Source organism: Sphingobium sp. ba1, from assembly GCF_000743655.1.
Taxonomy (GTDB): Bacteria; Pseudomonadota; Alphaproteobacteria; order Sphingomonadales; family Sphingomonadaceae; genus Sphingobium.
This window is the reverse complement of sequence record NZ_JPPQ01000069.1, coordinates 2,716,472-2,728,244: the sequence shown is the minus strand read 5'-3', so window position 1 is coordinate 2,728,244 and position 11,773 is coordinate 2,716,472. Positions and strand designations below refer to the sequence as shown.

14 protein-coding genes and 1 riboswitch are annotated in these 11,773 nt (G+C 63.9%); of the genes, 4 read left to right on the top strand and 10 right to left on the bottom strand.

Annotated features, from left to right (window positions below; genetic code table 11):
* The coding region (locus IL54_RS16400) for a transglutaminase family protein (protein ID WP_037478968.1) at positions 1 to 3,238 on the bottom strand (3,238 nt) is incomplete at its 3' end.
* 63 nt (positions 3,239 to 3,301) lie between these two features.
* Complete coding sequence (locus IL54_RS16395; RefSeq protein WP_037476960.1) at positions 3,302 to 3,583, bottom strand: hypothetical protein; 282 nt, start codon at positions 3,581 to 3,583, stop codon at positions 3,302 to 3,304.
* Positions 3,584 to 3,619: 36 nt separating this feature from the next.
* Positions 3,620 to 3,729, top strand: a riboswitch (TPP riboswitch).
* 44 nt (positions 3,730 to 3,773) lie between these two features.
* On the opposite strand from IL54_RS16395, the gene thiC reads away from it, so the two are divergent.
* Positions 3,774 to 5,705 (top strand): phosphomethylpyrimidine synthase ThiC, encoded by a 1,932-nt coding sequence (gene thiC / locus IL54_RS16390; RefSeq protein ID WP_037476958.1) that lies wholly within the window; start codon positions 3,774 to 3,776, stop codon positions 5,703 to 5,705.
* A 605-nt stretch (positions 5,706 to 6,310) separates the two neighbouring features.
* On the opposite strand, the gene IL54_RS16385 is transcribed toward thiC, so the two are convergent.
* From IL54_RS16385 to IL54_RS16360, 6 genes are all read right to left on the bottom strand, one after another.
* Complete coding sequence (locus tag IL54_RS16385) at positions 6,311 to 6,724, bottom strand: DUF2442 domain-containing protein (RefSeq protein ID WP_037476956.1); 414 nt, start codon at positions 6,722 to 6,724, stop codon at positions 6,311 to 6,313.
* Positions 6,721 to 6,969: a DUF4160 domain-containing protein gene (locus IL54_RS16380; protein ID WP_037476954.1), complete on the bottom strand. Its 249-nt coding sequence runs from the start codon at positions 6,967 to 6,969 to the stop codon at positions 6,721 to 6,723. The genes IL54_RS16385 and IL54_RS16380 overlap by 4 nt, the downstream gene beginning before the upstream one ends.
* Before the next feature lie 47 nt (positions 6,970 to 7,016).
* On the bottom strand, positions 7,017 to 7,283 hold the full coding sequence (locus IL54_RS16375) for a type II toxin-antitoxin system RelE family toxin (RefSeq protein ID WP_037476952.1): 267 nt from the start codon (positions 7,281 to 7,283) through the stop codon (positions 7,017 to 7,019).
* On the bottom strand, positions 7,267 to 7,485 hold the full coding sequence (relB, locus tag IL54_RS16370; protein ID WP_037476950.1) for a type II toxin-antitoxin system RelB family antitoxin: 219 nt from the start codon (positions 7,483 to 7,485) through the stop codon (positions 7,267 to 7,269). The genes IL54_RS16375 and relB overlap by 17 nt, the downstream gene beginning before the upstream one ends.
* Before the next feature lie 70 nt (positions 7,486 to 7,555).
* Positions 7,556 to 7,843 carry a type II toxin-antitoxin system RelE/ParE family toxin gene (locus IL54_RS16365; RefSeq protein ID WP_037476948.1) on the bottom strand — a complete coding sequence of 96 codons (288 nt, stop codon included), beginning with the start codon at positions 7,841 to 7,843 and terminating at the stop codon, positions 7,556 to 7,558.
* Positions 7,843 to 8,076 (bottom strand): type II toxin-antitoxin system ParD family antitoxin, encoded by a 234-nt coding sequence (locus tag IL54_RS16360; protein WP_443211091.1) that lies wholly within the window; start codon positions 8,074 to 8,076, stop codon positions 7,843 to 7,845. Before IL54_RS16360 ends, IL54_RS16365 begins: the two co-directional genes overlap by 1 nt.
* Before the next feature lie 94 nt (positions 8,077 to 8,170).
* Here IL54_RS16360 and IL54_RS16355 point away from each other — a divergent pair, with 94 nt between their 5' ends.
* Entirely contained in the window at positions 8,171 to 8,398 is a 228-nt protein-coding gene (locus tag IL54_RS16355; RefSeq protein WP_081912942.1) for an AbrB/MazE/SpoVT family DNA-binding domain-containing protein, read from the top strand.
* A 6-nt stretch (positions 8,399 to 8,404) separates the two neighbouring features.
* Entirely contained in the window at positions 8,405 to 8,812 is a 408-nt protein-coding gene (locus IL54_RS16350; protein WP_037476944.1) for a type II toxin-antitoxin system death-on-curing family toxin, read from the top strand.
* 13 nt (positions 8,813 to 8,825) lie between these two features.
* On the opposite strand, the gene IL54_RS16345 is transcribed toward IL54_RS16350, so the two are convergent.
* On the bottom strand, positions 8,826 to 9,143 hold the full coding sequence (locus tag IL54_RS16345; RefSeq protein WP_037476942.1) for a hypothetical protein: 318 nt from the start codon (positions 9,141 to 9,143) through the stop codon (positions 8,826 to 8,828).
* 251 nt (positions 9,144 to 9,394) lie between these two features.
* Here IL54_RS16345 and IL54_RS16340 point away from each other — a divergent pair, with 251 nt between their 5' ends.
* On the top strand, positions 9,395 to 11,245 hold the full coding sequence (locus IL54_RS16340; RefSeq protein WP_037476940.1) for an ABCB family ABC transporter ATP-binding protein/permease: 1,851 nt from the start codon (positions 9,395 to 9,397) through the stop codon (positions 11,243 to 11,245).
* Between the two features lie 108 nt (positions 11,246 to 11,353).
* Here IL54_RS16340 and IL54_RS16335 read toward each other — a convergent pair whose 3' ends face one another.
* A complete protein-coding gene (locus tag IL54_RS16335) occupies positions 11,354 to 11,749 on the bottom strand; it encodes an acyl-CoA thioesterase (protein ID WP_037478961.1) in 396 nt (131 codons plus the stop codon).
* Positions 11,750 to 11,773 lie beyond the last annotated feature (24 nt).

The window sequence follows — 11,773 nt, the reverse complement described above, 5'->3', positions numbered from 1 at the left end:
GGGCTTCGGCCTCATAGCCGTTGATCGGCAGCGTGTCGTAATTGCGGCCGCCCGGATGCGCGACATGATAGACGCAGCCGCCCAGCGACCGCCCGCTCCAACTGTCCAGCACGTCGAAGGTCAGCGGCGCATTGGCGGGCAGGTGGGGGTGGAGGCAATTGGCCGGTGCCCATGCCTTGTAGCGCACGCCGCCGACCGCTTCGCCCGGAACGCCGGTGGCGGTCATCGGCACCTGCCGCCCGTTGCACGCGACGATATGCCGCCCGGCGACCAGGCCCGTGGCGCGCACCTGCAATCGTTCGGTCGATGAGTCGACATAGCGCACCGTGCCGCCGATCGCCCCGGTTTCGCCCAGCACATTCCACGGTTCGAGCGCATGGGCGATTTCCAGCCCCACGCCGCCCGCATCGACCGTGCCATGGACCGGGAAGCGGAACTGGCGCTGCGCCTCGAACCAGTTGGGGTCGAAATCATAGCCCGCACCGCGCAGGTCGGACAGGATCTCCAGGAAATCGGCCCAGACGAAATGGGGCAGCATGAAACGGTCATGCAGCGTCGTGCCCCAGCGCACCAGATGGCCCTGCTGCGGCTGCCGCCAGAACCAGGCGGTTAGCGCGCGGAGCAGCAATTGCTGCGCCAGGCTCATGCGCGCTTCGGGCGGCATTTCGAACCCGCGAAACTCCAGCAGGCCCAGCCGCCCGGTGGGACCATCGGGCGAGAACATCTTGTCGATGCAGATTTCGGTGCGGTGGGTATTGCCCGTCACATCGACCAGCAGGTTGCGGAACAGCCGATCGACCAGCCAGGGCGGCGGCGCAGCCCCTTCGCCCGCAAACGGGTTGGGCACCTGCGCCAGCGCGATCTCCAGCTCGTAGAGGCCATCATGCCGCGCTTCGTCGATGCGCGGTGCCTGGCTCGTCGGGCCGATGCAGAGCCCTGAAAACAGGTAAGAGAGCGAGGGATGGCGCTGCCAATAGAGGACGAAACTCTTGAGCAGATCGGGGCGGCGGATGAAGGGCGAGTCACCCAATGTCGGCCCGCCCAGCACGATATGATTGCCCCCGCCGGTGCCGACGGAGCGCCCGTCGACCATGAATTTGTCGGCGGTCAGCTGACATTCGCGAGCATGGTCATAGACTTGCTGGGTGATATGGACCGTCTCGTCCCAGCTGGCGGCGGGCTGGACATTCACTTCGATCACGCCGGGGTCGGGCGTGGCCTTCAGCACGTCGATGCGCGGGTCCGGCGGCGGCGAATAGCCCTCGATCCGCACGGGGATACGCAGCGCTTCGGCGGCGGCTTCGACCTCGGCGATCAGCTCCAGATAATCTTCCAGCGCCTGCACCGGGGGCAGGAAGACCGAGAGATAATGGCCGCGCGGTTCGACCGTCACGGCGGTCCGCACCGCGCCTTCGATGATGACCTGCTCGACCCGCTCCTGCGCGGCCATGCCGCCTTCGGGACCGGCGACCCGCTGCGACTGTTGCGCGCGCACTTCCTCGACGCTCGCCTGTTCGACGATCTGGGTGCGGAAATCGGGCAGCGGTTCGCGCGGCTCGCTGGTGTCGCGGGGGTGGATATAGGGATAGTCGGATGGCGGCACATAGGGCAGCGACCCCAGCGGCAGGCGATAGCCCAGCGCCGAATCGCCCGGCACCGCGAACAGCTTGCCGCGCCGCAACTGCCAGATTTCGCTCTGCCAGCGGGGCTTGGCGACCTGGCTTTGCCAGCGCTGGACCGGCAGCACATAGCCGACCGGCTGGTCGAGGCCACGCTCGAACGTCTTGACCATCCGCGCCCGCGCTTCGGGGTCGCTGATCTTGGGATCATCGGGGCTGGCGTTGATCGGCAGGTCGGCTTCCTTGACCGCCCAGACCGCCGGATCTTCATAGACCGCATGGGTATATTCGTCGGTAAAGCCCATATTCCCGGCCATATGGCTGAGGAACGCGCGGGCGTCGGCGGGCGTCACCATGCGCGCGCCGTCGGGCGCATCGTCGGGCGCGATCAGGCTTTCGTCGCGCCAGATCGGCGTGCCATCCTTGCGCCAATAGACCGCATAGGCCCAGCGCGGCAGGCTTTCGCCCGGATACCATTTGCCCTGCCCATGATGCAGCAGGCCGCCCGGCGCAAAGGTCGCGCGCAGCTTGCGGATCAGCCGGTCGGCATAGGCCGCCTTGGTTGGTCCCACCGCATCGCCATTCCATTCGCCCGCATCGCCGCCATCGACCGCCACGAACGTCGGCTCGCCCCCGGTGGTCAGGCGCACGTCCTGCGCGATCAGGTCGGCATCGACCTGTGCGCCGAGCGCCATCACCGCGTCCCAGCGGCTGTCGGTGAATGGCTTGGTGATCCGCACCGCTTCGGCAATGCGGGACACGTTCATCGCAAATTCGAAATCGACTTCGGCCGGTTCGGCCATGCCGCTGATCGGTGCGGCGGACTTGTAATGCGGCGTCGCGCAGAGCGGAATATGCCCCTCGCCTGCGAACATGCCGCTGGTGGCATCCAGCGCCACCCAGCCTGCGCCCGGCACATAGGCCTCTGCCCAGGCGTGGAGGTCGACGACGTCCTGCGTCACGCCCTTTGGCCCTTCGATCGGCTCGACATCGGCGACCAGCTGGATCGAATAGCCCGACACGAAGCGCGCGGCAAAGCCGAGGCGGCGCAGCAATTGCACCAGCAGCCAGGCGGAATCGCGGCACGATCCGGTGCCGATTTCCAGCGTCTCTTCCGGCGTCTGCACGCCCGCTTCCATGCGGATGACATAGCCGACCTGTTGTTGGAGGCGGCGGTTCACCTCGACCAGGAAATCGACCGTCCGGCTTTGAAAACCATCATATTGCTCCACCATCGCGTCGAACATCGGCCCTTGTGGTTCGATGTCGAAATAGGCGGCGAGGTCGGTCTTCAGCTGGTCGTCATAGGCGAAGGGGTAAGTCTCCGCATAAGGCTCGACGAAGAAATCGAATGGATTAATGATGTCGAGGTCCGCGAGCAGATCGACCTGGATGCGGAAATGATCGACCGGATCGGGAAACACCACGCGCGCCAGCCAGTTGCCGTGCGGGTCCTGCTGCCAGTTCAGGAAATGGTTCGCCGGTTCGATCTTCAGCGCATAATTGGGGACTTTGGTCCGGCTATGCGGCGCCGGGCGCAGGCGGATGACCTGTGGCCCCAGGCGGATCGGGCGATTGTAACGATAGGCGGTGAGGTGGTGGAGTGCGGCTTTGAGCATGGCCGCGATCAAACGCTACCCCCTGCTGCAATGCAACAGCCAATCGCGCGGGCCGTGCAGATTCTAGGGAGTGCCCAACCGCCCGCGCCGATAGCGCCGCCGCAGCACCGCGCCTGCGATCAGCAGCGGCGTTGCCATCAGCATCAGCGCCATGCCGATCAGGCTGGGCGACCAGCCCAGGATGCTGTGCAGGCCAAAGGCCGACGGCGCGAGCCACAGCAGAAACCCGGCGGTCAGCAGCCACAGCCCCCAACGGCGCGGGCGCACCGCGACCATGCGATATTCATGCCGCCACGCCTTGCGGCCTTCCTTGGTGGAAAGATCGGGTGGGGGATGGTGAGACATAAGCGCTGGACTCATGCCGCGAACGGCTTACCCTGTCCAGCATCCCCGGGGGACCGTCCGCAGACGGTTGAGAGGCAGCTATGTGGCTGCGACCCGTTGAACCTGATCCGGCTGACACCGGCGTAGGGAGGGTCAGCGCGCCGTCACACCGCCCGCCGTCGCTCTCCTCGCCCATGAAGGAGAGACGAAAATGGCAGATGTTCCCGCCCGCACCGAAATCGGCGTCACCACTGGCCCCATCAGGGGGTCGCGCAAAATTCATGTCGGCCCGCTGAAGGTCGCGATGCGCGAAATCACGCTGGAGCCGGGCAGCGGCGAAGCGCCGGTGCGCGTCTATGACACGTCCGGTCCCTATACGGACCCGGCGGCGCAGATCGACATTCGTGCGGGCCTGCCCGCGTTGCGCCACGACTGGATCGTCGGCCGGGGCGATGTGGAGACGTATGCCGCGCGCGAAGTGCGGCCGGAGGATAATGGGCTCAAAGGGCCGGATCGTAGCGGCGGGGTGGCCCAATTCCCGCTGGGGGCGCGGCGGCCGTTGCGCGCCAAGGCGGGCGCCAATGTCAGCCAGATGCATTATGCCCGTCGCGGCATCATCACGCCGGAAATGGAATATGTGGCGGAGCGCGAGAATCTGGGCCGGGCGCGGCTGGCCGAATATGTCCGCGACGGGCAGGATTGGGGCGCGGAAATCCCCGATTATGTGACGCCCGAATTCGTCCGTGACGAAGTGGCGCGCGGCCGGGCGATCATCCCCAGCAACATCAACCATCCCGAATCCGAACCGATGGCGATCGGCCGCAATTTCCTGGTCAAGATCAACGCCAATATCGGCAACAGCGCGGTCGCATCCGACGTCGCCGCCGAAGTCGACAAGCTGGTCTGGTCGATCCGCTGGGGCGCGGACACGGTGATGGACCTGTCCACGGGCCGCAACATCCACGACACGCGCGAATGGATCATCCGCAACTCGCCCGTGCCGATCGGCACCGTGCCCATCTATCAGGCGCTCGAAAAGGTCGGCGGCGTCGCCGAGGATCTGACCTGGGAGATTTTCCGCGACACGCTGATCGAGCAGGCGGAACAGGGCGTCGACTATTTCACCATCCATGCCGGCGTGCGGCTGCCCTATATCCCGATGACCGCCAAGCGCGTCACCGGCATCGTGTCGCGTGGCGGCTCCATCATGGCGAAATGGTGCCTCGCCCATCATCGCGAAAGCTTCCTCTACGAGCGGTTCGACGAGATTAGCGAGATCATGAAGGCCTATGACATCGCCTATTCGCTGGGCGATGGCCTGCGCCCCGGTTCGATTGCTGACGCCAATGACGAGGCGCAATTTGCCGAACTCTATACGCTGGGCGAACTGACCAAGCGCGCCTGGGAACAGGATGTGCAGGTGATGATCGAGGGGCCGGGCCATGTGCCGATGCACAAGATCAAGCAGAATGTGGAAAAGCAGCTCGAAGCCTGCGGCGAAGCGCCTTTCTATACGCTGGGGCCGCTCACCACCGACATCGCGCCGGGCTACGACCATATCACCTCAGGGATCGGCGCGGCTATGATCGGCTGGTATGGCACGGCGATGCTTTGCTATGTCACGCCCAAGGAGCATCTGGGCCTGCCCGACCGCGACGACGTGAAGGTCGGCGTGGTGACCTACAAGCTCGCCGCCCACGCTGCTGATCTGGCCAAGGGGCATCCGGCGGCGAAGGTGCGCGACGATGCGCTGAGCCGCGCGCGGTTCGAATTCCGCTGGCGCGACCAGTTCAACCTGTCGCTCGACCCCGACACGGCGGAACAATATCACGACCAGACGCTCCCCGCAGAGGGCGCGAAAAGCGCCCATTTCTGCTCGATGTGCGGCCCCAAATTCTGCTCGATGAAGATCACGCAGGAAGTCCGCGATTTCGCCGCGAAGCAGAATCAGGAAGCCGACGCCTTCATCGCCGCCAATCCTCCCCGGCACGGGGAGGGGAACCATTTGGCGAAGCCAAATGGTGGAGCGCGCGCGCCCCTGGACGCAGCCTCCGCCGAACAGGGCATGGCAGAAATGAGCAAGGTGTTCAGGGAAACGGGGAGTGAATTGTATATGGGGGCTGGGGATCGGGAGCGGGATTGATTTTCAATTGCCAACAAAGTTTCAAAAGGGGGCCGGTGATCGACCGGCCCCCTTTTTCACGGCTTGTTGCTAGGCGTAACGGATGAGCCTCCATGTCGTCGCCGCCCCATTATAAGGAGGCATCCGATTGCCCTCGGCGATCGGCGCGGTGGTGGTCCCATTCGCTGGTTTCCACACCCCGGATTCGGGGCAGTTTTCCCCGGTGCGAGCAGTTGTTCCGATAGGCTTAGACATTGTTTTTCCTTCGTTTGGCGTCAATGATTAGCCACACTCATTGACGGCGTGAAGGAGGGTGCTTTATGCTCCGCCTCGCGTGTCCTAACGCACGAGGTGGGTGACTACCTCCCGGCCTCGGTTGTCGTTGCTGCGACTTCCGAGGCCGTTTTGGTATCCTAATAATTAACTCACCGCAATACACCACGTTATAATGAATGGTAGTTCATCACGATGATGAACTACGTAGGCATGTTGTTCAACGGCATTGGGTGTGATATGCGTGGCTGGTCACGTTCGATGAACAACGTGTTGCCGTTGGACCGTGATCTCTGGGTGGCGTGATCTGTAAAAAGGATCACGCCATTTCTGGATACAGGTTGTCACTGATATCACCCCACCTTCTTCGGCCGCCCACCCTTCGCCCCATTAGCCCGCGCCGCCGCTGCTTTGGCGGGCGATGTCACGCTGCCCGCGCGCCGCGCCAGTTCGCGCATCCATGCCTTGGTGCCAAATGATCCGGCCATCAGTGCCGGAACGGAGAGGTCGACGTCCAGCACCTCCCAATGCAGGCCAAAGCCCGCGCCCGCAATCTCCACCTCTGCCAGTTGATCTGGCGTGGCCGCTTCCAGCCCTTGCCCCAGGCTGGGCGGAAAGGCGAATGTTGCGCCGCTGGCTAGGTCGACGATGATGCGCGCCGCCTTGCGATCATAACGCGCGGCCAGCGCGCGCGGTTCGTTGGCCAGCGCGTCCCGCCCCCGCGCCTCTGCCGCGTCGATCTGCGCATCGGACCAGTGATCCGTCATTCCTCATCTCCATGTATCGCCCGCCAGTGCGTCATGAACGCCGCCTGCCGCTCCAGCACCACATCCATCGCTCGCCTGCGATCCGCCGCTTTCATGCCGATCGCATATAGGAGTTGGGGCAGTGCGCCATCCGGCGACAGCGCGACCTTCAACTCGCCATTGCCCAGCACATGGACATGCGGCGGCTCATGATCGTGCGTGTAGATGACGAAGCGCATGCCATGCGCACGATGGATCGTAACCATGGCGATAAATAACCTATCGGTTGGGTTATTTCAAGCGAGCAACGAGTTCACCGATAAACCTCCCGCCGATGCGCAACCCGCACCACAATAATCACCACCCGCTCATCCTCGATCCGCGCCACCACGCGATAATCGCCGACCCGCCAGCGCCAATAGCCTGCATGGTCGCCGGTCAGCGCGCTGCCCAGCGTACGCGGATCGTCCAGCGTGGCGATCCGTTCCTCCAATGTCGTAATGATCCGCCGGGCCACGCTACGGTCGAGTTTCTTCAACTCCTTTACCGCATCGGGCAGAAACTCAATCCGCCAGGCCAAGATCGCGCTTCACATCGGCAAGTGGAATGGCGTCGCCCGCGCGAAAACCCTTCATCCGTTCCTCGGCGAGATAAAAATCTTCCAGATCATCCAGATGCGCCTCGATTGCTTCGCGCGCATAAAATGTCTTTGTCCGCCCCGTTCGCGCTGCCAGCGCATCAAGGCGGCTCTCCAATTCAGGCGTCAGGCGCACGGCAAGCATATCAGCCTCCAGGGGTCGCTATACATATATAGCACTTGCCCCGGACACGCAATCGCACGCTACACGCCCGTCAAAAATGCCGCGCCGGGTCCATCGCCTTGTGCAGCACGCGGACGATCAGCACGATATCGCCGTCGAGCCGATAATGAACGAGATGCTCCCCGGCGGGCAGCGTTCTTATGCCCGCTTTAATGTCTGGCCTCGCCATACCCAAAGCCGGATAATCCAGCAGCCGACCGAATGTCGCATGGATCATCCGCAAATAGGCTTCCGCACGATCCCGCCCATGGGCAGTCATGCCATAGTCCAGAATGGCGTCCAGATCGGCATCCGCCGCCTGACTGATCAGGACGTGCATCAGGCTATGCCGTCCCGCTTCCTCCGGTCGGCAATAATATCCTCGATCGTCCTGTCACTAACCCCGGACGCGAGCCCTTCTTCGATCGCGGCACGCAAGATGCGCAGCTTTTCCTCCGCTTCCTGCTCGCGTCGAACCAGGTCGCGGACATAATCGCTGCTGCTGCTGTAGCGGCCTTCGGCGACGCGGGCCTCTATCCAGCTTTTGAGGCCATCGGGGAGCGAGATGTTCATCTGTGCCATGGCCATAATACCTACAATATTGCGCTAATATTGACAAGAAGCGCGGCCGTTGCACCCTCGCCGCCATCCATGTTATAACGCGCGTATGAACATGCCCCTCAAAATCACCAAGATCGGCAACAGCGCCGGAGTCATCCTGCCCAAGGAATTGCTGGCGCAGCTGCGCGTCGGGCCTGGGGATATGCTCTATGTTACCGAATCCCCCGATGGCGTGCGCTTGACCGCGGCCAATCCCGACTTTGAATCGAAGATGGACCTGGCCGAACAGATCATGCGCGAGGATCGCGACATATTGCGCGTGCTGGCGAAGTAAGCGGACATGGTGGAAACCGGCGAGCAGCGCCGCGAGCCGGTCTGGATCGAAAAGCCCGTCGCGCTTGCCATTCATGACCGCCAACTGGCCGAACATGGCGGCGGCACCGGCGTTCGCGATGATGGATTGCTGGAATCGGCGCTGGCGCGGCCGCTCAACCAGTGGACTTATGGCGAGGAGGATCACTGCCAACTGGCTGCCGCCTATGCCTTTGGCGTCGTCCGCAACCATCCTTTCGTCGATGGCAACAAGCGCACCGGCTGGGTGCTGGCGCGCCTGTTTCTGGCTCTCAACGGTGTTGCCCTAAGTTTCGACGCGGGCGACGCGACCCGCACCATGCTGGACTTCGCCGCCGGGAATCTGGGCGAGGCGGACTTGGCCGACTGGTTCCGCCAGCACCTCGCCCACGCCTGACCGCGCCGGTCCGTTACCCCCGCTCGCGCGCCTTGATCTTGCGGACGTCGGCGAGCTGCCCCATCAGTATCGCCAGCGCGTCGCGCTCTGGCTGGGGCAGGTCCGTCGTGTCGAAATGGCGGATCAATATTTCGAGCGCATCACCGATGCGGCCGATCTGGCGGCCATAGCTGCCGACCTCGTCCAGCACCGTGCGTTCGATGTCGGGGCGCGCCGTCTGCCCCAGGGTGATGTTGACGAGGCCGATCTGCCCGCCATTTTGCGTCCAATAAAGCGGGTTGATCGCCTGCCACAATTTTTCGGGTGCCAGCGCCATGGTGAAGGGTTGCATCGGGCCGTCCTTCGCTCGTTCGAGACGAACCGAAAGCTGCCATGGCAGACCCGCCTGCGCAAGCGCGCTGTCCTACCGGCCGCAACGCTGCTAGGCTCCCGTCTCACCTTTGCGATAGGACCAGGCCGGCGCAACATACTATCGCAATGTGCGGGAAAAGTGCGAAGTTAAGGCCTCGACGCCGCCTGTCCCTCAGCCCCCGCCCCCCTTGCCACTGGACCGCCCGGCCATAAGCCCTACATAGCCCCCTTATGCCTCCCGAAACGCCCGAAACCGCTCCCTTGCCGCCCGTCTGGGCGACCTTCCGCCGCTTCCTGCCCTATTTGTGGCCGGCCGATGCGCCCGCGCTGCGTCGCCGCGTCGCCATCGCCATGCTGCTGGTGCTGCTGGCCAAGCTCATCAGCATCGCCATGCCCTTTGCCTATAAGGGCGTGATCGACCGGATGGCACCGGGCATGGAACCGGCGGTGGGCCTCGCGATGGCGCTGGTGCTGGTCTATGCGGGCGCGCGGTTCAGCGCGGTCCTGTTCGACAATCTGCGCAATGCCGTGTTCGAGAAGGTAGGGCAGGAGGCCAGCCGTCGCTTGGCCGATGACGTGTTCGTCCATCTCCACCGCCTGTCGCTGCGCTTCCATCTCGACCGGCGCACGGGTGCAGTCACCAAGATCGTCGAGCGCGGCACCAAGAGCATCGACACGATGCTCTATTTCCTGCTGTTCAACATCGCCCCCACCATTATCGAGCTGGTCGCGGTCTGTGCCATCTTCTTGTTCAAGTTCGGCTGGGGGCTGGTCGCCGCCACGCTCGTCATGGTCGTCGCCTATATCTGGTTCACCCGCACCGTCACCGAATGGCGCAACCAGCTGCGCCGCGACATGGTGGACATGGACACCAGCGCCGTCGCCCATGCGGTCGACAGCCTGCTCAATTTCGAGACGGTCAAATATTTCGGCGCGGAACAGCGCGAGGCCGACCGCTATAGCGGGGCGATGCGCCGCTATGCCAAGGCCGCGATCAAGAGCGAGAACAGCCTCGCCTGGCTCAATGTCGGCCAGTCGCTGATCACCAACCTGATGATGGCGGGCGCGATGGCGTACAGCGTGTGGGGCTGGAGCGTCGGCCAGTTCACCACCGGCGACGTCGTGCTGGTCAATACGCTGCTCGCCCAGCTGTTCCGGCCGCTCGACCTGCTCGGCATGGTCTATCGCACCATCCGTCAGGGGCTGATCGACATGGAGGCGATGTATCAACTGATCGACACCCAGGCCGAAGTCGCCGACGCGCCGGACGCGACGGTGCTGCAGGCACCGGGCGGCGCGGTGCGGTTCGATCATGTCCGCTTCGGCTATGATCCCGAACGCGAGATTTTGCATGATGTCAGTTTCGAAGTGCCCGCCGGGCATACGCTGGCGATCGTCGGGCCTTCCGGCGCGGGCAAGTCCACCATCGCGCGCATCCTGTTCCGCTTCTACGATATCCAGTCGGGCCAGGTGACGATCGACGGGCAGGATATAGCCAAGGTGACCCAGGCCTCGCTGCGTGCCGCGATCGGCATCGTGCCGCAGGACATGGTGCTGTTCAACGACACGGTCGGCTATAACATCGGCTATGGCCGCGAAGGCGCATCGCAGGACGAGATCGAAGCCGCCGCCAAGGCCGCGTCGATCCACGACTTCATCCTCAGCCTGCCCAAAGGCTATGACACCCGCGTCGGCGAGCGCGGCCTCAAGCTGTCGGGCGGTGAAAAACAGCGCGTAGCGATTGCGCGGACATTGCTCAAAGACCCGCCCTTGCTGGTGCTGGACGAAGCGACCAGCGCGCTCGACAGCCGCACCGAAACCGAGATTCAGACGGTGCTGCGCGACATCAGCCGGAAACGCACGACGCTGGTGGTGGCGCACCGCCTGTCCACCGTGGTCGATGCCGAAGAGATTATCGTGCTGGACCAAGGCCGCATCGTCGAACGCGGCCGCCATGCCGATCTGGTGCGCGCCGATGGCCTCTATGCGCTGATGTGGAATCGGCAGGCAAGCGAACGGGAGGCGTTGCCGGGCGAGCAAGGGATAGGCGATGTGTTCGAGGTGGTGGTGCCGTCGCCCTGACCTGTTCTCCGGCGTAGGCCGGAGTCCAGAAGCCCCAGGCGCGGTGCCAAGTCGCCCTGGCCCCCGGCCTCCGCCGGGGAACAGTTCTATGCCTCGTGCGTCACGGCCTCAATCCACGAAGTTCGCCGCCACCTCCGGCGGCACGCGCAGGATGCGGCCGGTGGCTTTGTCGATGATCGCCCAAGTGGATTTGGCCGCCACCTTCACCTTGCCGTCGGCCCCCACAAATTCCATCATCCGGTCGAACCGCGCGCCGCGGGGTGCCTCTGGGATCCAGGTGCGCGCGGTGACGCTTTCGCCCGCCGTCACATTGCCGCGATAGTCGATCTCATGCCGGGTCACGACCCAGATATAAGCATCGACATGCGCCGGGTCGGCGTCGCGGTTCCAATGGTCGACCGACACCCGCTCCATCCACTGGACCCAGACCGCATTGTTCACATGGCCGAGGATGTCGATGTCGTCGGGGGTGGCGGTGATCTGGCAGCTGTAGGATGATGGCATGGTCTGGGTTCCGAGTTTCAAAGC

What these genes read in the sequence shown, in the direction of transcription:
- IL54_RS16350 (WP_037476944.1), top strand. Translation starts at nt 8,405, where the DNA reads ATGGTGGAAACCGGCGAGCAGCGCCGCGAGCCGGTCTGGATCGAAAAG.
- IL54_RS16395 (WP_037476960.1), bottom strand. Translation starts at nt 3,583, where the DNA reads ATGTCTCACCATCCCCCACCCGATCTTTCCACCAAGGAAGGCCGCAAG.
- IL54_RS16365 (WP_037476948.1), bottom strand. Translation starts at nt 7,843, where the DNA reads ATGCACGTCCTGATCAGTCAGGCGGCGGATGCCGATCTGGACGCCATT.
- IL54_RS16380 (WP_037476954.1), bottom strand. Translation starts at nt 6,969, where the DNA reads ATGGTTACGATCCATCGTGCGCATGGCATGCGCTTCGTCATCTACACG.
- IL54_RS16345 (WP_037476942.1), bottom strand. Translation starts at nt 9,143, where the DNA reads ATGCAACCCTTCACCATGGCGCTGGCACCCGAAAAATTGTGGCAGGCG.
- IL54_RS16360 (WP_443211091.1), bottom strand. Translation starts at nt 8,076, where the DNA reads ATGAACATCTCGCTCCCCGATGGCCTCAAAAGCTGGATAGAGGCCCGC.
- IL54_RS16355 (WP_081912942.1), top strand. Translation starts at nt 8,171, where the DNA reads ATGAACATGCCCCTCAAAATCACCAAGATCGGCAACAGCGCCGGAGTC.
- thiC (WP_037476958.1), top strand. Translation starts at nt 3,774, where the DNA reads ATGGCAGATGTTCCCGCCCGCACCGAAATCGGCGTCACCACTGGCCCC.
- IL54_RS16335 (WP_037478961.1), bottom strand. Translation starts at nt 11,749, where the DNA reads ATGCCATCATCCTACAGCTGCCAGATCACCGCCACCCCCGACGACATC.
- IL54_RS16340 (WP_037476940.1), top strand. Translation starts at nt 9,395, where the DNA reads ATGCCTCCCGAAACGCCCGAAACCGCTCCCTTGCCGCCCGTCTGGGCG.
- IL54_RS16385 (WP_037476956.1), bottom strand. Translation starts at nt 6,724, where the DNA reads ATGACGGATCACTGGTCCGATGCGCAGATCGACGCGGCAGAGGCGCGG.
- relB (WP_037476950.1), bottom strand. Translation starts at nt 7,485, where the DNA reads ATGCTTGCCGTGCGCCTGACGCCTGAATTGGAGAGCCGCCTTGATGCG.